This window comes from Pseudomonas sp. MYb118 (genome assembly GCF_040947875.1).
In the GTDB taxonomy this organism is placed as follows: domain Bacteria; phylum Pseudomonadota; class Gammaproteobacteria; order Pseudomonadales; family Pseudomonadaceae; genus Aquipseudomonas.
This window is the reverse complement of sequence record NZ_JBFRXN010000001.1, coordinates 1,067,921-1,091,967: the sequence shown is the minus strand read 5'-3', so window position 1 is coordinate 1,091,967 and position 24,047 is coordinate 1,067,921. Positions and strand designations below refer to the sequence as shown.

General features: G+C 62.2%; 20 protein-coding genes. 8 read left to right on the top strand and 12 right to left on the bottom strand.

The window, feature by feature from the left end; translation table 11 throughout:
* Positions 1-255 precede the first annotated feature (255 nt).
* Complete coding sequence (locus ABVN20_RS05120) at positions 256-3,270, top strand: RNA-directed DNA polymerase (protein ID WP_368554410.1); 3,015 nt, start codon at positions 256-258, stop codon at positions 3,268-3,270.
* A 184-nt stretch (positions 3,271-3,454) separates the two neighbouring features.
* Here ABVN20_RS05120 and ABVN20_RS05115 read toward each other — a convergent pair whose 3' ends face one another.
* From ABVN20_RS05115 to ABVN20_RS05075, 9 genes are all read right to left on the bottom strand, one after another.
* Complete coding sequence (locus tag ABVN20_RS05115) at positions 3,455-4,201, bottom strand: 2-keto-4-pentenoate hydratase (protein WP_368554409.1); 747 nt, start codon at positions 4,199-4,201, stop codon at positions 3,455-3,457.
* Positions 4,198-5,634, bottom strand: coding sequence for a dihydropyrimidinase (hydA, locus tag ABVN20_RS05110; RefSeq protein WP_368554408.1), 1,437 nt, complete (start codon positions 5,632-5,634; stop codon positions 4,198-4,200). The genes ABVN20_RS05115 and hydA overlap by 4 nt, the downstream gene beginning before the upstream one ends.
* A 106-nt stretch (positions 5,635-5,740) precedes the next feature.
* Positions 5,741-6,874: an aminotransferase class V-fold PLP-dependent enzyme gene (locus tag ABVN20_RS05105; RefSeq protein WP_368554407.1), complete on the bottom strand. Its 1,134-nt coding sequence runs from the start codon at positions 6,872-6,874 to the stop codon at positions 5,741-5,743.
* 100 nt (positions 6,875-6,974) lie between these two features.
* Positions 6,975-7,871, bottom strand: a complete 897-nt coding sequence (locus tag ABVN20_RS05100) for an allantoinase PuuE (protein ID WP_368554406.1) — start codon at positions 7,869-7,871, stop codon at positions 6,975-6,977.
* A gap of 54 nt (positions 7,872-7,925) precedes the next feature.
* Positions 7,926-8,795 (bottom strand): MurR/RpiR family transcriptional regulator, encoded by an 870-nt coding sequence (locus ABVN20_RS05095; RefSeq protein WP_368554405.1) that lies wholly within the window; start codon positions 8,793-8,795, stop codon positions 7,926-7,928.
* 35 nt (positions 8,796-8,830) lie between these two features.
* Positions 8,831-10,066: a cysteine desulfurase-like protein gene (locus ABVN20_RS05090; protein WP_368554404.1), complete on the bottom strand. Its 1,236-nt coding sequence runs from the start codon at positions 10,064-10,066 to the stop codon at positions 8,831-8,833.
* A 21-nt stretch (positions 10,067-10,087) separates the two neighbouring features.
* Entirely contained in the window at positions 10,088-10,822 is a 735-nt protein-coding gene (locus ABVN20_RS05085) for an amino acid ABC transporter ATP-binding protein (RefSeq protein WP_368554403.1), read from the bottom strand.
* Positions 10,819-11,496 (bottom strand): amino acid ABC transporter permease, encoded by a 678-nt coding sequence (locus tag ABVN20_RS05080; RefSeq protein ID WP_368554402.1) that lies wholly within the window; start codon positions 11,494-11,496, stop codon positions 10,819-10,821. Before ABVN20_RS05080 ends, ABVN20_RS05085 begins: the two co-directional genes overlap by 4 nt.
* Positions 11,497-11,559: 63 nt before the next feature.
* Positions 11,560-12,336 carry a transporter substrate-binding domain-containing protein gene (locus tag ABVN20_RS05075; protein WP_368554401.1) on the bottom strand — a complete coding sequence of 259 codons (777 nt, stop codon included), beginning with the start codon at positions 12,334-12,336 and terminating at the stop codon, positions 11,560-11,562.
* 280 nt (positions 12,337-12,616) lie between these two features.
* On the opposite strand from ABVN20_RS05075, the gene ABVN20_RS05070 reads away from it, so the two are divergent.
* The gene (locus ABVN20_RS05070) at positions 12,617-14,743 is read left to right on the top strand and encodes a c-type cytochrome (protein ID WP_368554400.1); all 2,127 of its coding nucleotides are present in this window, start codon (positions 12,617-12,619) and stop codon (positions 14,741-14,743) included.
* A 9-nt stretch (positions 14,744-14,752) separates the two neighbouring features.
* Here the strand turns inward: ABVN20_RS05070 and ABVN20_RS05065 are convergent, their stop codons facing one another.
* Positions 14,753-15,790 (bottom strand): GlxA family transcriptional regulator, encoded by a 1,038-nt coding sequence (locus ABVN20_RS05065; RefSeq protein ID WP_368554399.1) that lies wholly within the window; start codon positions 15,788-15,790, stop codon positions 14,753-14,755.
* A 108-nt stretch (positions 15,791-15,898) separates the two neighbouring features.
* Between ABVN20_RS05065 and ABVN20_RS05060 the strand changes: the two genes are divergently transcribed.
* The 5 genes from ABVN20_RS05060 to ABVN20_RS05040 all read left to right on the top strand — a co-directional run bounded on the left by ABVN20_RS05060 (position 15,899) and on the right by ABVN20_RS05040 (position 20,741).
* Positions 15,899-16,948 carry an ABC transporter substrate-binding protein gene (locus ABVN20_RS05060; protein ID WP_368554398.1) on the top strand — a complete coding sequence of 350 codons (1,050 nt, stop codon included), beginning with the start codon at positions 15,899-15,901 and terminating at the stop codon, positions 16,946-16,948.
* A 15-nt stretch (positions 16,949-16,963) separates the two neighbouring features.
* Positions 16,964-18,031 carry an ABC transporter ATP-binding protein gene (locus ABVN20_RS05055; protein ID WP_368554397.1) on the top strand — a complete coding sequence of 356 codons (1,068 nt, stop codon included), beginning with the start codon at positions 16,964-16,966 and terminating at the stop codon, positions 18,029-18,031.
* Complete coding sequence (locus ABVN20_RS05050) at positions 18,028-18,870, top strand: ABC transporter permease (protein WP_368554396.1); 843 nt, start codon at positions 18,028-18,030, stop codon at positions 18,868-18,870. The genes ABVN20_RS05055 and ABVN20_RS05050 overlap by 4 nt, the downstream gene beginning before the upstream one ends.
* The gene (locus tag ABVN20_RS05045; protein ID WP_368554395.1) at positions 18,867-19,655 is read left to right on the top strand and encodes an ABC transporter permease; all 789 of its coding nucleotides are present in this window, start codon (positions 18,867-18,869) and stop codon (positions 19,653-19,655) included. The genes ABVN20_RS05050 and ABVN20_RS05045 overlap by 4 nt, the downstream gene beginning before the upstream one ends.
* 72 nt (positions 19,656-19,727) lie before the next feature.
* Positions 19,728-20,741: a proline racemase family protein gene (locus ABVN20_RS05040; protein ID WP_368554394.1), complete on the top strand. Its 1,014-nt coding sequence runs from the start codon at positions 19,728-19,730 to the stop codon at positions 20,739-20,741.
* Between the two features lie 191 nt (positions 20,742-20,932).
* On the opposite strand, the gene ABVN20_RS05035 is transcribed toward ABVN20_RS05040, so the two are convergent.
* Positions 20,933-21,676, bottom strand: a complete 744-nt coding sequence (locus ABVN20_RS05035; RefSeq protein WP_368554393.1) for an SDR family oxidoreductase — start codon at positions 21,674-21,676, stop codon at positions 20,933-20,935.
* 114 nt (positions 21,677-21,790) lie between these two features.
* Between ABVN20_RS05035 and ABVN20_RS05030 the strand changes: the two genes are divergently transcribed.
* The gene (locus ABVN20_RS05030) at positions 21,791-22,720 is read left to right on the top strand and encodes a LysR family transcriptional regulator (protein WP_368554392.1); all 930 of its coding nucleotides are present in this window, start codon (positions 21,791-21,793) and stop codon (positions 22,718-22,720) included.
* 3 nt (positions 22,721-22,723) lie between these two features.
* Here the strand turns inward: ABVN20_RS05030 and ABVN20_RS05025 are convergent, their stop codons facing one another.
* Positions 22,724-23,947: an MFS transporter gene (locus ABVN20_RS05025; RefSeq protein WP_368554391.1), complete on the bottom strand. Its 1,224-nt coding sequence runs from the start codon at positions 23,945-23,947 to the stop codon at positions 22,724-22,726.
* Between the last annotated feature and the right edge of the window lie 100 nt (positions 23,948-24,047).

Genomic DNA, 24,047 nt, shown 5'->3' with positions numbered 1-24,047 from the left:
CTTATGGGATCTCGCTTAGCGAGTTGGCAACAACACTTACCAATGATTTTTCAGGAAATTGAAAAAATTAGCAGCCGTCCTGACCGTCAACTATCGGCCAAAAGCGGCCCGTTAAAGCGTCCAATAGATAGGGGCGGCTCAGTGGTCCAGTCATGACTATCGGTGATACAGATAGCGCGCCTTACAATGCTTTAGCCCATTCATGCTTGCTTTCGGTAATATTCCGGATATCTCAGGATTGCCGAAGGTTAAGAAATGGACGTCATCCGGATGTCGTTATCGCTGCACGACCTTGGTCTCGCCTATCGCAAGGCTAAGGTTGACCTCTACTACTCAACCAACCCGTCGCTGTTCGACATTGCTAACTATGAAGACGACCTGAGCAAAAACCTCACTCGCCTGAAGGATAAGATCGAAGCGGTGAACGAGGATTGGGTAAAAGACCCTGCATTCCTCGGCACTTGGACGCTGGCACCAAAAGAAATTCAGATTGTGAAAGGAAAGCAGGATCAAAGTCTGATCTTTGCCTCACCGGAAGCCGAGTGGCTAAGCGCGACTAAGGTCGGTAACCATCCCACTGCCGTATTCCGCCTCATGGCCCGCTGCAGCATCGACTTTCATGTGCTGTCATCACTATGGATGATGGAAGTCGGCGATCTCTTCGACAAGCAGCTCAGCAGCAACGTCTTCGGCAGCCGTCTACGCCGCAACCGGCACGATGAGATCAACACGTGGGCCCTTGGATCATTCAAGCCCTATCTGAGACCCTTCCGTGAATGGCGCGATGTTGGCATCAAGGCGATGCGCACAGCGCTCAGCGAGAAGAAAAAAGTACTGGCACTCACAGCCGATGTAAGCAGTTTCTATCACGAGTTAAGCCCCGGCTTTATGGTCGACGATAGCTTCCTCAAACTAGCCGAAATTGAACTGAACGAATCGCAGTCCAAACTGAACCGCCTGTTCATTGCCGCATTGTTGGCCTGGGCACAACAAACGCCGCTACGAAAAGGTTTACCTGTAGGTTTGCCTGCATCTGCTGTGGTCGCAAACGCGGCGCTAATCAGGCTCGACCAGTTCATCGAGCAACAAGTAGTGCCACTCTATTACGGTCGTTATGTGGACGACATTCTGCTGGTTATGGAAAACGCGAGCGATATCAAAACCACTGAGCAGTTTTGGGAGTGGATCTTCAGTCGTGACGGCGGCAAGGACCTGCTCAAAAAAGATAACGGCAGCATCCTCTTCAAGCCTAAATACCTCAAAGAAGACCGCATCGCTTTTGAAAACGGCAAAAACAAGCTATTCATCCTTGCAGGGGATGCAGGTACTGCTCTGGTCAACGCCATTTCTGAACAGATTAACCAACGTGCAAGCGAATGGCGCGCGTTACCCGACCTGCCGAATTCACCCAACACCGTGGCTACGGATTTGCTCAAAGCTACCAACCTTGCAGGAGAGCAAGCAGACAATCTGCGAAAGGCTGATGCACTGACGCTGCACCGCGCCGGTTTTGCCCTTAGCCTCCGCGACTACGAAGCCTTCGAACGCGACATCCCCCCAAAGGATTGGCAAGCACACCGCCATGCCTTTTTCGCCGCAGTCATCGAGCATTTGCTCACCCCAATTAAGTTTTTCGAACTGGCTCAATACCTCCCGCGCATCATCCGCATGGCAACCGCCTGTGAAGATTTTGAATACCTAGAAAAAATCATCAATGCACTGGGTGGCCTGATCAATAAAGTAGAGAGCGACTGTACTCTGGCGATCAAAAGCCTTGCTGCAGCCAACGTGCCAGCAGAAGCCCGACATTTATGGAAGCGATCCATCTGGGAAGTGACAGCGCAGAGCATCGTCTCTGCGTTTCCGCCTCGCCTTAGCAAATCGGGGACTACCGCCTGGAAGAACCAAATGACCGGTCATATGGAGAGCCTTGCCTTCGTCATCTGGAATAACTTCCTGGACAGGCCAACGAACATCACCAGCCAGCACATACAGAAGATTCAAGCTCGGCTGTTCAGCTTCGATCTCGCCCATATCCCCTTTCGCTTTACAGGCCTGCCTCAGGAAATGGTCAGCCAGCGCGGAATTCCACTCCGTAAAAACCTCACAACTTTTGACGCAGAAGAGCTATTGCCTGACGAGATGACCGACGGCATCGCCACACTGGCGAACTGGCTCAGGCTTAAACGCGGCCCCCCAACTGGACTAACCTTCGCCACTCGCCCATTCAGCCTCAATGAGCTCTACCTCATCGCTCCGACTCCTTTTGCAGCCTCCAGCCGCCAAACACTAGGGTTGGTGGTGCAAGCACTGCGAGGTTTTGAGCTGACTGCGCACAAGATGCCACACCTCGACAAAAAGCAGGTTTTGCATATCCCGGACGGAAACCCCAAAGCCAAACAGACCATCGCTGTGGCCAGTTTGGAAACCAAAGATGAAAGCTTTACCGCCGCCATCATGGGGTTGCCCGACCCGGACAGCCTGCACCGTTACCAACGCATCAATCGTCTGATCAACGAACTTATCTCTCGGCCTGACGGCGCTGGTTACTTGATCCTCCCGGAAGTCTCTCTACCGCCCCAATGGTTTATGCGTATCGCCGACAAGCTAAAGGGCCGTGGCATATCTTTGATCACCGGGGTGGAGTACCTCCACGCGCCGAGAAAATATGTGCGCCACCAGGTTTGGGCTTCGTTAACGCACGACGGTCTTGGGTTCCCTTCGCTGATGCTCTATCGACAGGATAAACAGCGTCCAGCATTCCATGAGGAGCAAGAACTCTTTCGCCTAGCAGGCGTGCAGATGCAGCCGACTCAAGAGCAAAAGTGGCAAAAGCCTCCGGTAATCCAGCATGGTGATTTCCGCTTTGCCATCATGATCTGCAGCGAGCTGACCAATATTCGTTATCGTGCGGCTCTACGCGGTCAGGTCGACGCACTGTTTGTTCCAGAGTGGAACAGCGACACTGACACATTCAACGCACTGGTGGAGTCTGCCGCCCTGGATGTTCATGCTTACATCATCCAGTGCAACAACCGCCGCTTCGGTGATAGCCGTATCCGCGCACCTTACAAGGAGCGCTGGAAGCGCGACATATTACGAGTCAAGGGAGGTAACCACGACTACTGCATTACAGGAGAAATCGACGTACTGAGCCTCCGCCAGTTCCAGTCCAGCCACCGCTCGCCAGCCTCAGGTTTCAAGCCTGTACCAGATGGCTTCAACGAGGACATGGCATCGGATCGGAGAGTATTACCCAAAGGTGCCTAGACCTGGCTCGATCAAGCAGGGGTACTGTTTTTCATCCGTGCCGATCTAAAATCGCGCCGAGTTGCCCGGGCACCTCTGAACCTCATATCGGTCAGCAGTGCCTAGCGCAAATACGTCCGCTTTTGGCCGATTGCTGCCGTTCGCGACCAACGGCAATCGACCAAACCAAAACGGGTATCCCCCGTCAAGCCACCAACCCAACCCGCCCAACCCCCGCAAACTCAACCTCCACCCGCCCCCCACCCTTCGCCCAATAAATCCCCGTCCAACTACCACAAGCCACCGAATCCCCAGCCCGCAAAGGACTACCCAACGCCGCCGCATGCCGAGCCAACCAAGGCAACGAACTCAACGGATCACCAAATGGATGACTACCAACCCCGCTGAACTCGACCACCCCATCCACCCGCAACACCACCGACTGCTTCGACCAATCCGGCAAATCCACCAGTCTCTGCGGTTCACCCAGCACCAACCCACGATTGAGCTGCTGATCCGCCAACCGAAGCAACGGCCCAGCCTGATCCCCCTGCAACCAGCGGGTGCCACACAGTTCGATACCAGGCATCCACGCATCAACCGCCTTACGAGCAGTGTCCAGGTCCGTGTTCGGGTCAAGGTCGCGGGACAGCCGCACAATCAGTTCACCTTCAATCCCACAACCAAAGGCATCCCCCGGCGGCACCTGCCACCCCGAAGGGTGCACCGCCCCTGCCGGTACGCCCGCCGCGCTGATCATCCCGCCTGGAGCACCGCCCAGTTTCCAGGCCGTTGGCGGCCCGTCGGCAAACCAGCCAAGCGCCTCCGCCACCTCTCGCTGCACGGCGTAAGCTTCGGCTTCGTTGGCCAGTTCAACGGTGGGCAACGGTTGCTGGCGCCCCTCCTGCCAGGCCCGAATCAGGCTCGCCGCCACCCTCGCGACCGTACTCACAGTGGCAACTCGGTTTTGCGTCGACGCAACTGCGCAGGCGCCGGACGTTCGCACGGCAGGAAGCGGCCGCGCCCCCTCTCCCCGCGCGGCTCGCCGTCCCACACCACTTCTCCGCGGGACAGGGTCATGGCCGGCCAGGCGCTCAGGGTCATGCCTTCGTACGGCGTGTAGTCGACGTTGTGGTGCAGCTTTTCGTTGCTCAGGTGCACCGGCTCGCCTTCGTTCCAGATCACCAGGTCGGCATCGGCGCCGATGGCGATGCTGCCCTTGCGCGGGTACAGCCCGTACAGTTTGGCGGCGTTGGTGGAGGTCAGCGCGACGAAGGCTTGCGGGGTGATGCGTCCGCTGCGTACGCCTTCGGACCAGAGCAGGGCCATGCGGGTTTCGACACCGGGTATGCCGTTGGCGACCCGGTCGAACGACACGCTTTCGCCGTGGGCCTTCTTGCCGTCCGGGCCGTCGAAGCGAAACGGCGCGTGGTCGGACGAGAAGATTTCGAACGAGCCATTCTCCAGGCCATCCCAGATCACTTGCTGGTTGGCGGCGTCGCGCGGCGGCGGGCTGCAGATGCATTTGGCGCCTTCGAAGCTGTCGTCGCAGCCCAGCGAGTCGGCGGTGAGGAACAGGTATTGCGGGCAGGTTTCGGCGTAGACCTTGAGGCCCTGGCTCTGGGCCCAGCGAATCTGCTCCACGGCCTCGCGACCGGACACGTGCACGATCAGGATTGGCACGTCCACCAGTTCGGCCAGGGCGATGGCGCGGTGGGTGGCCTCGCGCTCCACCAGCATGGGTCGCGACGCCGCGTGGTAGCGCGGCGCCGTCAGCCCGGCGGCCAGCAGTCGCTCGGTCAGCCAGGCGATGCAATCGCTGTTTTCGGCGTGGAGCATGACCATGGCGCCCTCGCGCCGGGCCACCGACAGGGTCTCGAGTATCTCGCGGTCGCCCAGTTTCAGCGCGTCGTAGGTCATGTAGATCTTGAACGATGTGTAACCCTCGGCGATCAAGGCCGGCAGTTCTTCACGCAGCACCTGCGGGGTGGGGTCGGTGACGATCAGGTGGAAGGCATAGTCGATCACCGGCTTGTTCCCCGCCCGGCGATGGTAGTCATCGACCGCCGCGCGCAGGCTCTCGCCCTTCTGCTGGCAGGCGAACGGAATGACCGTGGTGGTGCCGCCGCAGGCCGCCGAGACCGTGCCACTGAAAAAGTCGTCGGCCATCACCGAGCCGTCGCCGGTCGGCTGGTCGAAGTGCACGTGGCTGTCGATGCCGCCGGGGGTGACGTGCCGGCCGGCCGCGTCGATTTCCCGCTGACCGGGCGCCAGGTCGATGCCCAGGGCGACGATGCGCCCGTCACGAATGCCGATGTCGCTGGTGAAGGTGTCCGCCGCGGTGACCACGCGGGCGTTGCGAATCACCGTGTCAAAAGCTTGCATAGCCGATCTCTTCCAGAAGTGAGCGGCCACAGCCGCTCAGGCGCCGGGTGACGGCGCCATGGTTAAAAACGTGCCTGAGGGCTGCGGTAAGGGGGTCGAGGCTGGCTCAGTGAGCCATGACCTCGTCCAGTGCCTGTTCGAGGGTGCTGACCGTGCGCTCGATGTTGTTGAGTTTCTCCAGCCCGAACAGGCCGAGTCGGAAGGTCTGGAAGTCGGCCGGCTCGTCGCATTGCAGCGGCACGCCGGCGGCGATCTGCAAGCCCTGGTCGGCAAATTTGCGGCCGTTCTTGATGTCGGCATCGTCGGTGTAGCTCACTACGACGCCTGGGGCCTGGAAGCCGGCGGCGGCGACGCTCTTGATGCCTTTGCCGGTCAACAGGGCGCGCACCCGGTCGCCGAGGGTTTGTTGCTCCTGGCGGACCTTGTCGAAGCCGTAGGCCTGGGTTTCTTTCATCACCTCGTTGAACCGCGCGAGAGCGTCGCTGGGCATGGTCGCGTGGTAGGCATGCCCGCCCTGCTCGTAGGCCTGCATGATCTGCAGCCACTTTTTCAGGTCGCAGGCGAAGCTGCTGCTCTGCGTGTGCTCGATGCGCTCCAGGGCCAGGGCACTGAGCATGACCAGGGCGCAGCACGGGGAAGCGCTCCAGCCTTTTTGCGGTGCGCTGATCAGCAGGTCGACGGCGCATTTGTGCATATCGACCCAGATCGCGCCGGAGGCGATGCAGTCCAGCACGAACAGGCCGCCGACCGCGTGCACGGCGTCGCCGATGGCGCGCAGGTAGTCGTCGGGCAGGAGGATCCCCGATGAGGTTTCAACGTGGGGGGCGAAGACCACCTGCGGCTTGTGCGCGGCAATGGCGGCCAGCACTTCATCCAGCGGCGGTGGCGCGTAGGCCGCCTGGCGCCCGGCTTCGACCGGGCGGGCCTTGAGCACCGTGGTGGCCGCCGGGATGTTGCCCATGTCGAGGATCTGACTCCAGCGGTAACTGAACCAGCCGTTGCGGATCACCAGGCACGGCTGGCCGGTGGCGAACTGTCGCGCCACCGCCTCCATGCCGAACGTGCCGCTGCCCGGCACCACCGCGACGCCTTCGGCGTTGTACACCTGTTTGAGGGTCGCGGAGATGTTGTTCATCACGCCTTGGAAGGACTGCGACATGTGGTTGAGAGACCGGTCGGTGTAGACCACCGAGTACTCGACCAGCCCTTCAGGATCAATACTGGGATAGAGCTTTGACATGGTGTGACTCCTTTGGCAGGGATGTCAGGGGGAGCGGCGGCTGGCTGTTCCCCTGAAACCATTTACCCTAGCGCAGAACAGCGACTTGAGCGCCAGGCAATCAGCTGCGTTCCAGCCAGGCACGGGCGATTTCTTCGCGGGTGGCGAACCAGACACCGCCATGCTGCCTGGCGTATTCGATGAACTGCTTGATCGCCCGGACGCGGCCAGGACGGCCAACCATGCGTGGATGCAGCCCAATCGACATCATGCGCGGCCCTTCCGCCGACTCCTCATACAGGACCTCGAAGCTTTCCTTCATGTACTCGAAGAAGTCCGAGGCCTGCGACAGACCCGGCGAGTTCCAGTAGCGGAAATCATTGACGTCCGCGGTGTACGGCACCACCAGGTGGCGCTTGCCCTCGACTTCGACGAAGTACGGAACATCGTCGTTGTAGGCGTCGGAGTCGTAGAGAAAACCGCCTTCTTGCGCCACCAGGCGGCGGGTGTTGACGCTGGCGCCATAGCGGCAATACCAGCCCACCGGACGCTTGCCGCAGGTGCGTTCGAACGACTCGATGGCCAGGCGCATGTGCTCGCGTTCTTGCTCTTCGCTCAGGCGAAACACTTCTTCCCAGCGATAGCCGTGACTGCAAATCTCGTGGCCACCGGCAACCGCAGCGCGGGCAACGTCGGGGTTCTGCTCGAAGGCGAGCGCGCAGGCATGGAACGTGGCACGCACCGCTTGCTGGTCGAGAATGTCGAGGATGCGCCAGATCCCGACCCGGGAACCGTATTCGTACATCGACTCCATCGCCAGGTTGCGCGTGCCGTCAGGTATCGAATAGCTGCCCCATTCGGTCATCGACTCCTGGTCCGGGTCGCCCATGGCGAGCGAGCGCTCGGAGCCTTCTTCGTAGTTGATCACCAGGCTGATCGCCAGGCGTGCGCCATTCGGCCAGGTGCCTTGCGGACGTTGTCTACCGTAACCGACTAAATCGCGTGCAGGTGAAACCATCGGGATGTTCTCCTGAAGTGACGGATTAAAAAGTTGAGGTGCGAAGATCGCGGCTTAGCAGTCGATCTCTTTCAGCCGGTCATGACTGAAGGTGCTGTCTGATTGCCATTCGCTGAAGGCCAGCCCCATCGCCAGGGTCTGCGCAATGCAGAACGACGCGGTGAGCGAGCGAAAGCCCAGCAGTTCGGCGTCGTTGACCTCGATCACCGTGTCGGCCATCTGCCCGATGGGGCTCAGCACACTGTCGGTGATCGCCACCAGCGTCACGCCGGCCTGGCGCGCCTGGCGACAGGCTTCGACCGTGTCATGGGCGTAGGGTGGAAAGCTGACGGCGATCAGCAGGTCATCCTCGGCAATGGCGCTGACCTGCTCCGGCAACGTGCCGCCGCCGCCGCTGATGTGCACGGCGCGCCGGCCCACCCGGCTCAACGCGTAGCTCAGGTAAGCCGCCACCGGGAAAGCGCGGCGCATGCCGATCACGAAGGTCGTGCGCGCTTCCTGCAAATGCGCGATGGCGGCTTCGATGTTGGCCTGCTGGTCGCCTTCGGCCAGGTGTTCCAGGGAGACGATGTTGGCCTGGCTGAACTCGCGCAGAATGGCGCCGACATCGCTCGGGTCCTCGAGCAGGGTTTCGCCGCCATAGTGGCGAATGCGTTCGCTGTGGGTGTCGGCCACCTGTTGCAGCGGTGCACGAAACAGCCGCTGCAAATCCTTGAAACCCGCAAAGCCCAGGGCCTGGGCCAGCCGAATGTAGGCGGCGGGCGCGATGTTGGAGCGCTTGCCCAGTTCGGCAACCGTGCTGAGGGCGATCTCATGCGGGTTGTCGATCAGAAATCGGGCGGCATCGCGCAGGCGACCGGTCAGTTGCTCGTGCTGGGCCGTGATGCAGTCGCGCAGCTCGGCGAGGGTTTCAGGTAAGGCCATGATGAAGGCTCGTCAAATTGAAGTAGGTGCGCCTGTCAACGCAACGCGTTGATGGCTTGATCCAGCGCCATTATGAGGCGGTCGACTTCCTCCAGCGTGTTGTAATGCGCCAGGGACACCCGCACTACCCCGCCATACTGGGCCAACCCGAGGGCTTCGATAAGGCGCCGGGCATAGAAGTCACCAAAACGAATGCCGATCCGGTGTTCATCGACCCGGCGCACGATCGCCTCCGACTGCACGCCCTCGACCACGAAGCTGATCGTTGGCACGCGATTACGGGTTGTCGCCTTGCCAATGATGCGCACGCCTTCACGCTCACGCAAAAAGGCCAGCAGGCGCTCGGCAAGCAAGTCTTCCTGCACCTCGAAGGCATCGAACGCCGCCTGCATGCACTCGCGCTCACTGCCCTGAGCGCCGAGCCGGGTACTGATGTCGAGCAGGTAGTCGGTAATGCCGATGCAACCGAAGGACAACTCGTAGTTGACGTTGCCCGGTTGCAATTTGTACGGCACCACGTCCTGGCCGATGAAGAAGTGGTTGAGGCTCGGCAGTTCCAGCAACAGCTCGCGACGCCCCCAGAGCACGGCGAAGTGCGGGCCGAAGGTTTTGTAGAAACTGTAGACGTAGAAATCGGCACCGCTGGCCTGGACATCCACCAGGCGGTGCGGCGCATAGGCAACGGCGTCGACGCACAGCTTGGCGCCCACGGCATGGACACGGCGCGCCACCTCGGCGACCGGGTTTACCGAACCGAGAATGTTCGAGGTGTGGGTCATGGCCACGTAGCGGGTCTTGTCGTTGAGCAACACCTGCAGGTCATCCAGTTCCAGCTCGCAGCTGTCGAGATTGACCTGCCACACGCGCAGGGTCGCACCGCGGCTTTCGCACAGTTTGACCCACGGGCCGATGTTGGCCTCGTGATCGCAGTTGGTGACGATGATTTCATCGCCGGGGCCGATCGACGGGGCGATGGCGCGGCAGAGGATTTGCAGCAGGTGGGTGGTCGAGCCGCCCATGATCACTTCTTCGGGGTGCGCGGCATTGATCAACTGCATGACCGAGTGACGCGCCTGCATCACCCGCTCGCCAGCGACCACCGAAGGCCCGTACGAGGCGCCGAGCTGCACGCTGTTGTTCAGCAGGTAAGTGCAGATGCGCTCAGCCACGGTGTTGAGGACCATCGAGCCACCGGCGTTATCCATGTAGGCATAACCATCGGCCAGAGCCGGGAACTGCTTGCGAACATAATTGATATCGAGAGGATTCACGCGACTTTCTCCAGCCTGGGGTCAGTGGTGCAAGATGGCCTGAAGGAACGCTTTCGTGCGAGGTTCCTTGGGCGCCGTGAAAAAGGGTTCGGGGATGTTCTGTTCGACGATGCGCCCGCTTTCCATGAAGATCACCCGGTCGGCGACACGACGGGCAAAGCCCATTTCGTGGGTCACCACAACCATCGTCACCCCGGAGCGCGCCAGGTTCTGCATGACATCCAGCACTTCGCCGACCATTTCCGGGTCGAGTGCCGAGGTTGGCTCGTCGAACAGGATGGCGCGAGGTTCCATGGCCATGGTGCGGGCAATCGCCACACGCTGCTGCTGGCCGCCAGACAACTGGCTGGGGTACTTGTGGGCGTGATCGCCCATGCCGACCTTGACCAACAACTCCTTGGCCCTGGCGTGGGCATCACGCCGACTCAGCCCGCGAACACGGATGGGCGCCAGCGACACGTTGTCCAGCACCGTCAGATGCGGGTAGAGGTTGAAGCCCTGGAACACCATACCCACTTCACTGCGGATGGCGCTCAGTCGCGGGCCGTTTTCAACGCGCTCGCCGGCCACGCGGATATCGCCCTTCTGGTAGTCCTCCAGCAGGTTAATGCAGCGGATCAAGGTCGATTTGCCCGAGCCGGACGGGCCGAGGATAACCACCACCTCGCCCTCTTCCACCTGCAGGTTGATGTCGCTCAACGCCTTGAAGTTGCCGTAGTACTTGTCGAGTTTTTCGATGTCGATCAAGGTGCTCATGCGGTTTTTCCTCCGGAGGCATTACGCCGCTCGACCCAGCTGACCATCTGCACCAACGGCAACAGCAGCAACAGGTACAGCAAGGCCGCCCCTACCAACGGCGTCGGGTTGGCCGCCAGTGCCTGGGCCTGGGTGGCCTGCTTGAGCAGGTCAGGCATCGCCACCACCGAGGCCAGCGCGGTGTCCTTCATCACGTTGATGCAGTTGCTGGTCATGGGCGGCATGACGATGCGAATGGCCTGCGGCAACACGACGTCGCGCATGGTGTTGAAGAAGCTCATGCCCTGGGAGGCCGAGGCCTCGAACTGGCCACGGGGAATGGCCTCGATGCCGGAACGGAAGATCTCCGCACTGTAGGCGCAGGACACCAGCGACAGCGCACTGGCCGCGGCGGCAAAGGACGACAGGCGAATGCCGACAAAAGGCAGCGCGTAGTAGATCAGGACCAGCAACACCAGCAAGGGAATGGAACGCATGATGTCGATGTAGATACGTGCCAGCGCCCGCACCGGTGCGTAGGAATACAAGCGCAACAATGCCAGCAACAGCCCGCCCACCAGGCCCAGGGCAATGCTCACTATCCCGAGCAGGATGGTCACGCCCAGACCGCGCATCATCAACGGAAGCGAATCGACGAGCACGTTCCAGTTAAAGAATGTCTGCAAAAGATCCATGGGGTACCTCGGTCAATACAAGTGGCGGGCAGTGGTCGCCACTTGACGCAGGTTCGGCAAGGCTTACTTGAGGACGGCGGTCACTTTCATGGTGCTCGAATCCTTGTCCGCTTCGCTGCCGAACCACTCCTTGTGGATCTTGCCGAGGGTGCCGTCTTCTTTCATCTTGCTGATGATGTCGTCGACCTGGTCGCTCATGGCCCAGCCCTTGGCGTGCATCAGCGAGTAGCGCTCGCCGGTGGGAATGCGCGCAACGATGGAATATTGCGGCTTGTCCTTGATGTAGTAGAGCACCGCCGGAATGTCGCTGAGGTAGCCGTCGATACGCCCCGAACCCAGGTCGAGCATGGCCGGGGACAACCCTTCGTAACGGGAAACGTCGGCGAACTTGTACTCGTCCTTGTGCTGGCCGATCCACATGTCGCCGGTCGAGCCAGTGTCTACGCCCACCACCTTGCCGTTCATGTCGGCCAGGCTCTTGACCTTGGAAGTGGTCAACGCGGTGAGGGACTGGTCACTGTCGAAGTAAGGCTGGGCGAAGGCGACCGACTCCAGACGCTTGGGCGTGATGGTGATCGAGGAAATGGCGATATCGACACGTTTGGACTGCACGGCACTGAACAGGCCGTTGAAGGGAATATTGACGAACTCGACGGATTTGCCGGCGCGCTTGGCCACTTCCTTGACCACATCGACTTCGAAGCCGACGAACTCGCCCTTGGCGTTCTGGAACTCCCAGGGCACGTTGCCGACGTTGGCGCCCACGGTCCAGTCAGCAGACCAGGCGGGCAGTGAAACGGCGGCCGTCATGAACAATCCCAACATCACTTTCGCTTTCATGTTTGCTCCCGATTGTTTGTTTTTTTTAGGTGCTAACAGCGGTTGATCGCGTACAACGTGAGGTCGAGATTAATGCAGTGAAATATTTATTTCAATAGATTATTGGAGTGAATTATTTACTCCATTGCGACCTTCATTTTTCCCGGGAAATCACTGCCTCCCCCACTTGATTGACCAAGGTCATCACCTGCCCCCGTAAAAGAACAGACCCTGAAGGCATAGGCGAAACACGCGTTTCGCCCGTCGCCGACGTTCAAATCAAAGGATCTGGTTCTTGACGATGACTATTCCAATACCCCCCATACGTACGCTGTGCTTCGCGCTGCTCGCCACCCTCGCCAGTGCCCATGCCCTGGCCAGCGACAGCCCCAACAACGCCATTGCCCCGCAGATCATCGACGACCTGCCCGCCGCCTACACCGCCGACCTCGACCCCGCTACCCGCCAACAGATCGAACGCGGCCGCTATGTCGCCCGGCTGGGTGATTGCGTGGCCTGTCACACCGCCAGCGACAAGACCAGGCCCATGGCCGGTGGGCTGGCGCTGGAAACGCCGTTTGGTGTGTTGTATTCGACCAACATCACGCCGGACACCGAAACCGGCATCGGCCGTTACTCGTTCGAGCAATTCGACCGGGCCATGCGCAAGGGCGTCGCGGCCGATGGGCACAACCTGTACCCGGCGATGCCCTACCCGTCCTACGCCAAAATCACCGCCGATGACATGCAGGCGCTGTATGCCTACCTGATGCAAGGGGTCAAACCGGTGCACCAGGAGAACCGGCCGGTGGAGATGGGTTTCCCGTTCAACCAGCGCTGGGGCCTGGCGCTGTGGAACTGGGTGTTCCTCGACGATCAGCTGTTCACGCCGATTGCCGAGCAGACCGAGCAGTGGAACCGCGGCGCGTATATCGTCCAGGGGCTTGGGCACTGCGGCGCCTGTCATACGCCGCGGGGCATCGGTTTCCAGGAAAAAACCCTGACGGAAACCGGCAAGTTCGGCAGCTACTTCCTCGCCGGTGAAACGGTGGAAGGCTGGCGGGCGCTCAGCCTGCGCAACCTGTGGACGCCGCAGGAGACCGCCGAGATGCTCAAGACCGGCAGCAACCGCCATGGCACGGTGTCCGGCAACATGGTCGACGTGGTGCAGCACAGTACCCAGTACATGGCTGACAGCGATCTTGAGGCCGTGGGCGTGTACCTGAAATCGCTGCCCTGCTCGGAGCACGACAAACCCATGCAGGTCGCCCAGGGCCCGAACCCCGGGATCACGCCGGCCTTTACCCCGGTCAACCTGCTAACTTCGCGTGGAGGCCTGGGTTATCAGCAGTTCTGCAGCGATTGCCATCGCGCGGACGGCGCCGGCGTCACGGGTGTGTTCCCACCGCTGGCGGGCAACCCGGTGCTGCGCTCGGCAGACCCTTCCACCCTTGTCCACATCACCCTCACCGGCTGGCGCTCGGCGCAGACTACCCACAATGCCCGGGGCCTGACCATGCCGTCGTTTGCGCGCCTGGGCGACCAGGAGATCGCCGACATCCTCAACTTCATGCGCAACGCCTGGGGCCGTCCGGTCGCCCGGGACATTTCGCCGGCCGTGGTGGCGGACATGCGCAAGCGCCTGGATGTCAGGCAACTGGACAACTCGACCTTCGACACCCCGCGCCTGGCCAGCCTGCTCAAGGAGCCCAATGCCGAGCAACTGGTGCTGGGGGCGCAGCTCAACGCCAACACCCGCGACATGCTGCCCGCAAATGTCGGCAATGCGCTCAATTGCGCCAGTTGCCACCTCAACGCTGGCACCGTGGCTAACGGTTCGCCTTATGTCGGCGTGTCGGCGTTCTTCCCCAGCTATGCGCCGCGTGCGGGCCGGGTGATCAGCCTGGAAGACCGGATCAACGGCTGCTTCCTGCGCTCGATGAATGGCAAGCCCTTGCCGGTGGAGTCCGTGGAGATGAAAGCCATGGTGGCGTACTTCGACTGGATGAAGCGCGAAACCAAGCCCGCCGACAAGGTCGAAGGCCGCGGCGTCGGCAAGATCGACCCGAGCATCGTGCCTGACCTTGCGAACGGCGAGAAAATCTATGCCGTGCAATGCGCGTTGTGCCACGGCAAGGATGGCGAAGGCATCAAAAACGCCAAGGGCAATTGGGTGTATCCGCCGTTGTGGGGCGAGCAGTCCTTCAACCTCGGCGCCGGCATGGCGCGCACCTACACCGCCGCGGCGTTCGTCAAACAGAACATGCCGATCGCCTTCCATGACCGCTTCCCGCTGGGCCAGGGCGGCCTGACGGACCAGGAAGCGGTGGATGTGGCCGAGTACTTCAGCCATAAACCGCGGCCGGATTTCGCCGGCAAACGCAAGGACTGGCCCAAGGACAAGAAGCCGGTAGACGCCCGCTACTGAGCCTTGGCCCTACGCCCGCGCCTCGTTCTGATACTGGCGCGGGCACTTGTTGAAACGGGCGCGGAATTCGCGGGAAAAGTGCGCGCCGTCGGAGAACCCGCAATCCATGGCGATCTGGGTGATGCTGCTCTGGCTGTTCACCAGCAGCCACGCGCCGTACTCGACCCGCAGCGAACGCTGAAACTCCATGGGTGACAGCCCCAGCGACTGCTGGAACGCCCGGGTCAACTGGCGCCGGCCGAGCCCGACATAGCGGGCGATGGCGTCGAGCGTCGGCAGGCTGTCCATGCGTTGTTCAATGTAGTGCGCGGCCTGGCGCACGCGCTCATCCTTGATGCTTTCCAGGTTGGCGTAGAAATGCGCCTGCGGTTGGCGCCCCTGGCGAATGCCCTGCAACATCATGTGCCGCACCGCCTGCTGGGCCTTTTCCCGACCGCAATGGCGGGCCACCAGGTACAGCGCCAGGTCGATGGCGGCGGTGGAGCCGGCGCAGGTGATCAGGTCGCCTTCGTCGATGAACAGGTGATCGACCGCCGCCGGGGTCTTGGGGAACCGCGTGCGAAACGCGTCCAGCACGTTCCAGTGCACACACACCGAACGACTGCCCACCACACCGGCCTGTGCCAGGGCGAAGGTGCCGGTGCAGATGCCGAGCAGGCGCGTGCGGCTCTTGGCCACGCGCTGCAACCAGTCGCGCAGGTGCGTGGGCATGCTGCTGTTGAGGTAATCGTTGCCGCCGCAGATGGCCACGTAATCGAACGCGTCCAGGTCCTCCGCCAGGCCGCCGGACACCTCAAGGGTGATGCCCGCGCTTGAAGTTCGCGGCAAGCCGTCGACACTCATCACCTGCCAGGTCGTATGAATCTGCCGGCTGCCACCGCCCAGGTCACCGGCCAGGCGCAACACGTCGATGAATCCGGAAAACGCCGCCAGGGTGAATTGATCCAGCAGGACAAAGCCGATGGATAACTGCGGGCGAGCGCTCCCGCCACCGTGGGCAACGGCGGACGGTTGGCAATCGGGAGTGACCTGCGTCATTTTTTGCATGACCTAACTATTCAACTTTAAGACCCCGCAGTGCAAGCGCTCGAATCGGCGAAACGAGCAAGATGCAGACAAGGGGAACAGTCCAATAACAACCCTAGGGGACACACGATGAAACTGAAGACAGCTCAGACAATCAGCGCCGCTCTATTGGTTACAGGCTGCATCGCCGCGCCGGCCGCCCTGGCCGACTCGCAAAAACTCACGGTGGCGTTGTACGGCGGTAACTGGGGTGATGCGTTCCTCAAATGTGTTGCAGAACCTTTCACGAAGGCCACCGGGATCGCCGTCGCCTCCGAGGTCGGCACCTCCACGGTGACCCTGGCCAAGCTGCAACAACAGAAAAACAGCCCGACCATCGACGTCGCCTGGATGGACGGCGGCATCAGCGAAATGGCCTATGACGCCGGCGTGGTCGCCGACCTCGACCCGGCCGCCATTCCCAACCTGAACAACGTGCAGGACAAGGGTATCTACCGCAACGCCGGGCACACCTTCGCCGTCAGCAGCGGTTACTACTCGTTGGGCCTGACCTACAACACCAAGGATGTGAAGGAAGCGCCCACCAGTTGGAAGGACCTGTGGAACCCCGAGTACGCCGGCGCCATCGCCCTGCCCTCGCCCGCCAACTCGTCCGGTGTGCCCTTCGTGTTTTTCATGGCCGATGTCTGGGGCATCGACCGCGCCAATCTGGAGCAGGTCTACACCAAGCTCGGCGCCCTCGATACCGCCCTGTTCTTCGACAGCTCGGGCGCCGCCACCAATGCCTTCCAGAGCGGCGAAGCGATCATCGGCGCGCACTTCAACGTCGGTGCCTGGGACCTGATCGACAAAGGCGCCCCCATCGGTTTCACCATTCCCAAGGAAGGCGTCTGGGCCACTGACGCGCGCCTGCACCTGATCAAGGGCGCGAAAAACAGCAAGGCCGGCGAGCAGTTCATCAACACCGCACTGACCAAAGAGGCGGCCTCGTGCCTGGCCAGCAAGTTGTACCTGGGCCCGGCGGTGAAGGATGTGCAAGTGGCGCAAGACGTGGCGCGCAAGCTGCCGTGGGGCGTGGACGGTTCGATCGACAGCCTGCGCCTGTTCGACTGGAGCCAGATCAACGCCGAGCGTGCCAGCGTCACCAACGACTGGAACCGCAAAGTCACCGCCAAGTAACCGATGGGGTCTGCAATGTCAGTATTGTTGAGCATCGACCGCGTCTGTAAGCACTTCGGTCCCTTCAAGGCGCTGGACAGCATCCAGCTGGACATCCAGCAGGGCGAATTCATCGTCCTGCTGGGCCCCAGCGGCTGTGGCAAGACCACGCTGCTGCGTTCGATCGCCGGGTTCATGCAGCCCGATTCGGGCACGATCGCCATCGACGGCCAGGACGTCAGTCGCCTGCCGCCCTACCGTCGGCCGCTGAACACGGTGTTCCAGAACTACGCGCTGTTTCCGCACATGACCGTGCTGGAGAACATTGCCTACGGCCCGCGGCGCCAGGGTGTCGGGCGCAACGAAGCGAAGAGCCAGGCCCGCGAAGCCCTGGCCATGGTTGGCCTGGAGGCCCTGGAAGATCGCTTCCCCCGTGGCATGTCCGGCGGGCAACAGCAGCGCGTGGCCCTGGCCCGTGCCATCGTCAACCAGCCGAAATTGCTGCTGCTCGACGAACCGCTGTCGGCGCTGGACATGAAGTTGCGCAAGCGCATGCAGCTGGAACTCAAGCACTTGCAGGCCAAGCTGGGGATCGCCTTCATCTTCGTCACCCACGACCAGGAAGAAGCGATGACCATCGCTGACCGCATCGTGGTGATGAATGCCGGGCGCATCGAGCAGGTAGGCAGCAGCGGCGAGATCTACAGCAAACCGGCTTCGCGCTTCGTCGCCGACTTCATCGGCGAAGCCAACCTGATCGGCTACGAGGCCCGCGACAGTGGCGAGATTCGCCTGGCGGTGGCGCACACACCGTTCCTGCACATGGCGAAGAATCTGATGCCCAAGGGCACGGCGGTGCTGCGCCCGGAGCATGTGCAAGTGCTCGACGCGTCGAGCCCGGCCAGCGCCAGCCGCAGTGAAATGCACGGCACGGTGACGGATGTGATCAGCGTCGGCAGCCACACCATGGTCCACTCGATGATCGACGGCCAACCGGTGGTAGCGCGGACCATGGGCCTGCCGCGGGCCGACCTGCTGGCCGGCAGTGCCGTGCGCCTGGGCTTCGATCCGGCGCACCTGCACCTGATCGGGGAATCGGTATGAAACGCACCGCACTCGCGCCGTCGCTGATGCTGTTCGGCGCCCTGGCGTTCTTCACCGCGTTCTTTCTTGCGCCCTTCGCGGTGGTGATCTTCGCCAGCCTGACCAGCAGCGCCGACCAGAGCTTCACCCTGGAGCACTACGTCAAGGTGCTGGGCGACCAGTATCACTGGGACGTGATCCTGGTGACGTTCCGCATCGCCGCCCTGACCACGCTGATTTCGCTGCTGCTTGGTTACCCGCTGGCGTGGTACCTGGTGCGCGTCGTCAAGTGGCGGGCGTGGCGCCGGGCCTGCGTGATCCTGCTGGTGGTGCCGATGTTCACCAGCAACATCGTGCGCTCGTTCGGCTGGATGGTGCTGCTGGGGCGCAAGGGCCTGGTCAACGAAAGCCTGATGGACGTCGGCCTGATCGACTCGCCGATCCGCTTTCTCGGCACGGAGCTGGGCATTCTGATCGGCATGGTCTACATCCTGCTGCCGTTCATCGTGCTGGCCGCCGGCAATGCCCTGGCGCAGGTCGATCCGGCCTATGAACAGGCCTCGGACGATCTTGGTGCGAGCCCGCGGGCGACGTTTTTCCATGTGGTGTTACCGCTGACCATGCCCGGCATCATTTCCGGCTCGATCATGGTCTTCACCCTGGCGGCGAGTGCCTACGTGACCCCGGCGCTGTTGTCCGGCGGGCGCATCTCGGTGCTGTCGATGCTGATTTTCCAGCAATACAGCTCGGTGTTCGATTTCAACTACGGCGGCGCGCTGAGCGTGGTGCTGCTGATCTTCACCCTGGTCATGGTCGGGATCGCCGGCCGCGTGGGCAGCATTCGAGGGAGCAACCCATGATCACGTCAATCCTGGTCAGGCTGGTGGCCTGGTCCGTGCTCGGCTACATGCTGCTGCCGCTGGTGGTCATCCTCGGCGTCTCGGTCACCGCCACCTCGTTCCTGGCATTCCCGCCCCAGGGCTGGACGCTGGACTGGTACGCGAAGATGCTCAGCGACCCGAGCTACGTGGCGTCCTTCGCCACCAGCACCATCCTGGCGCTGGCCGCAACCTTCGTCGCGGTGCTGCTCAGCGTGCCGGCGGCGCTGGCCATGGCCCGCTACGAGTTTCGCGGCAAGGGCACGATCCTCGCGGCACTGACTTCGCCGCTGGTGTTCCCGCACATCGTGCTGGGCGCGGCACTGTTGCAGTTCGGCGGCTACTTCGGCCTGACCCGCAGCTTCCTCGCCCTGCTGATCGGCCACACCATCATCATCTCGCCGTTCGTGTTGCGCTCGGTGCTGTCGATGCTGACGCCGGAGCAACGGGCCCTCGAAGAGGCATCGAGTGACCTGGGCGGTACACCCTGGACCACGTTCTTCCTGGTGACCCTGCCGCAGATCCGGCCGGGGCTGGTGACCGGGTCGATCTTCGCCTTCATCTCGTCGTGGATCAACGTCGAGCTGTCGATCTTCAACACCACGCCGGACCTCAACACCATCCCGGTGAAGCTGTTCAACTACGTGCAATACACGGTCGATCCGACCATCGCCGCCGCCTCGGGCGCGACCATCCTGGTCGTAGTGGTCGCCGTGATCATCCTCGACCTGTGTATCGGTCTGGACCTGTTGTCCGAGCGCAAATAGCCAAGCCACACAACCGCGACACCCCAACAACACACCCAACCTCATACGTCCCGAAAAACCAGGAGTGCACTCATGCGCATGCAAGATACGTTCGATGTCATCTACACCCATACCGAAGGCGAACCTTTGTGCATCGTCCACAGCGGTATTCCCTACCCGGCCGGTTCCAGCATCCTGGCCAAGCGGGCCTTCGTCGAGCAGAACTACGACTGGCTGCGCAAGGCCCTGATGCAGGAGCCGCGCGGGCACAAGGACATGTTCGGCGTGTTCCTCACCCCGCCGTCCAGCAGCGAATACGACGCCGGCCTGATCTACATGGACGGCAGCGTCTACTCGCACATGTGCGGCCACGGCACCATCGCCGTGAGCATGGCCATGGTCGCCCTGGGCCTGGTGCCACGCGGCAAGGACGGCATCACCAAGATCCGCTTTGAAACCACTGCCGGGCTGGTGGTATCGGAAGTGAAGTCCGAAGGCGACAAGGTGCTGTGGACCCGCTTCGAAAACGTGCCGGCCTATGTGGCGGCGCAGGACATCCCGATCCAGTTGCCGGGTTACGGCGACCTCAAGGCCGACCTGGTCTGGGGCGGCAACTACTTCGGCATCGTCGACCTGAGCCGCAGCGACCTGCGCATCAGCCCGGACAACGGCAGCGAACTGTCGCGCATGGGCTTGATTGCGCGGGAGCAGATCAACAAGCAGCTGAAGATCCAGCACCCGACCGAGGCGCATATCAACGACCTCAACTTCATCACCTTCTGGCACCCGGCGACCATCGAGGGCGCGTTCTACAAGAACGTCCATGTGTTCAGCGCCGGGCAGTTGGACCGCTCTCCTGGCGGCACGGGCACCAGCGCGATGATGGCGATGTTCGAGGCGCGCGGGAAACTGGGGTTGAATCAGCCGATCCTGTCCGAGGGGTTGTTGGGCAGTGGCACGTTCGAGGGTTGCCTGCTAGGTGAAGTGGATCTCAACGGCACCCGCGCGGTGCGTCCGACGGTGAAAGGCACGGCGAGTATCCTGGGGACGGCGCGGTGGGTGATTGACCGGGATGATCCGGTGGGTGCGGGGTTTGTCATCAAATAAATGACCGGCCCACACACCCCCTGTAGGAGCGAGCTTGCTCGCGATGGCGGTGTATCAGGTTCGCAGATGGTGACTGACACTCCGCCATCGCGAGCAAGCTCGCTCCTACAGGGGCCGGTGTTTCAATGAAGAAATGGCGGACACCGGTTGCCCGGTGCCCGCCATTGGTTTTTACAACTTGGGCTTTGACCTCAAGCCGCAAAGCCGCCATCAATCAACAGATCGCCGCCGGTTACGTACGATGCTTCGGGGCCGGCGAGGTAGGCGACCATTGCCGCGATTTCATCGGCTTTGCCGTGGCGACGGATGGCCATCAGGTCGTGCATGGTCGCGCCGAATTCTGCGCTTTCCGGGTTCATGTCGGTGTCCACCGGGCCGGGTGCCACGTTGTTGACCGTGATGCCGCGTGGGCCCAGGTCCCGTGCCATGCCCTTGACCAGGCCGATCAGTGCCGACTTGCTCATGGCGTAGGTCGCGCCGCCGGCGAATGGCATGCGCTGGCCGTTGGTGCTGCCGATGTTGATGATGCGCCCGCCTTCTTTCATGTGTTTTGCTGCGGCCTGCGAGGCGACGAAGACGCCGCGGACGTTGACGGCCAGGGTGCGGTCGAAGTCTTCCAGGGAGAAGCCTTCCACGGAGCCGGTGATCAGTACGCCGGCGCTGTTGACCAGGATGTCCAGGCGGCCGAACTGTTCGGCTACGCTGTCGATGGCGCGGGTCAGGCTGACCGGGTCGGCGGCGTCCGCCTTGATGGCGATGGCCTGGCCGCCGCTGGCCTTGATTTCCTCGACCAGGGCTTCAGCGGCGATGGCCGAGGCGAAGTAGCCGATGGCGACCGTGGCACCTTCACGGGCCAGGCGGCGGGCGGTGGCGGCGCCGATACCGCGGGAACCGCCGTTGATGAAAGCGACTTTACCGTTGAGTGGAGTGTTCATGGTGTTTTCCTTTTGGGGAGTGGGTTGGTGTGAACACATGATGGTCGCCGGCACCTGGTCGCGGTAGTCGCAAAAATGCGTGCTCAGTTTCAACCAAAGGTATAAAGTGCGGACATGAATACCGAACTCAGCAGTTACCTCGACGCCTTCATCTGCGCCGCCGACGAAGGCAGTTTCTCGGCCGCCGCGCGGCGCATGGGGTTGACCCCGGCCGCCGTCAGCAAAAGCGTGGGCCAGCTGGAAGCGCGGCTCGGCGTGCGCCTGTTCCAGCGCAGCACCCGCAGCCTCGCGCTGACCTCCGAAGGTGAACGCCTGTATGGCCAGGTGCGCCTGCCGTGGAGCGAGATCGGCGACGCGCTGACCGACCTGCGCCAGGGCGCTGGCAAACCGGCGGGCACGCTCAAGGTTTCGCTGGCCTACACCGTTGGCCGCGAGTACTTCGTGCCGCTGCTGAATGAGTTCGTGCGCCGTTATCCGGACGTGGTGCCCGACCTGCATTTCGATAACCGCCAGGTCGACCTGATCAACGAGGGTTTCGACGTGGCCATCGGCGGTGGCATCGAGCTGACCGACGCCCTGATCGCCCGCGAACTGGCGCGGGTGCGCATCGTGCTGGCTGCGGCGCCTTCGTACCTGAAGGACCACCCCGCGCCTACGCATCCGCAGGAACTGACTCGCCATCGCGGCCTGCTGCGCCGCTCACTGAGTACCGGACGCCTGCTGCCCTGGAGCCTGAAAAATGCCGCTGGTGAACAAGTGGTGGCCGGCGTGCGGCCGGTGATGGTGCTGGACGACCCGGAAGCCATCGCCCGCGCAACGGCGACCGGCATGGGCATCGCCCTGCTGCCGATACCCCATGCCCTGCCTTTTCTGGAACGCGGCGAACTGGTGCGCGTACTGCCGGAGTGGTACGCCGAAGCGGCGCCGCTGTCGATCTACTACACCAGCCGCAAATTGCTGCCGGCCAAGGTGCGGGTGTTCGTCGATTACATCGTCGAAGAATTCCGCGCCAGCGGCAATGCGGCGCGGTTTCAGCAGCAATGAGCCTTACTGATCGAACAGACCCGGATGCCGCAAGCTGACGATCGTCACCGGCAAGAACGCAACCGCCGCCGTACCGGCAATGATCAGCACCGCCGCCGTCACGCCCAGGTGGTCCCCGGCAAACCCGTACAGCACCGGCGCCAGGGCCCCGGCGCCGATGGTGCCGGTGTAGAACACCGAGTAGCTTTTCTCCAGGGTGGCCGAGTCCACCACATCGGTGACCGCGCCGTACAACACCGACGAGGTGCCGTTGAGCACTACCCCGAGGAACGGCAAGGCAATCATCGCCCACGCCAGCGGCGCCATCAGCACCACGGCGATCAAGGCCGCCGTCAGCAGTTCGGTGAGCAGGATGGTTCTGGCGCTGCCCAGCACATCGGCGAACCAGCCGCAGCAGAACTTGCCGACCGCCCCGCCGATGAACACCAGCGTCAGGGCGAAACCGGTCTGCGCCAGCGAGCCGCCCTGGGCCTTGATGATGAAGGGCAGGAAGGTGAGAAAGCCCATGCGTACCGCGCTGTCCAGCACCGCCGTCGACAACAGGGCCTGGAAGCCGCGCCCCAAGGCCTTGCTCTTCGCGCTGTCATGCACGGGCGCCTTGGCAGCCTTGGCCACTTTGGAAGGATCCGGTGTGACGACATTCCTCACCAGCGTCCAGATCAGCAACGCGGCCAGCAAGCCGACACCGGCGCACACCATCACCACGCTGTGGTAGGTGCCGTAGGTCAGCAGCGCCGCCGCCACGGCCGGCAACACCGACTTGCCGATATCGCCCGCGAAGTTGTACAGCCCCAGGGGCCGTTTGGCGGCGCTGCCATAGGCGCGGGCAACCATGGCCGAGGCGATGGGATGTTGCACGCTGGCGCCGATGCCGGCAATCACCAGCGCGCCACCCAGGGCCAGCGCACTGCCGGCCAGCCCCGCGAGAAACCAGCCGAGCGCGGTCACCAGCGTCGAGATCACCAGCAGGTGCGCCGGGCGGACCTTTGCCGACAAGGTCGCCGCCGGGATCTGCAAGGTCGCCAGGGTCAAGGCGTAGGCGCTGCGCAGCACACTCAGCCACACGTAGCTGAGGGCGAACATGTCCTGCCAGACCGGAAGAAACACGTACACCAGATCGCTCAGGCCATCGTGGGCCGCATGGGCGGTACAGGCCGCGACCAGGGTGTTTTTCTTCGTGGTACGTTGCGTATCGGCAACGCCGGAGGCAGGAACGGTGGAGGCCATGGGTTCATGTCGCGCAAGAGTGAAGGTACATTGTGTCTGGATGTAACGCCTGCCGGTTAATGAAAGGATTTGATGCCCCATGAGATTGTTTGCAAGGCCA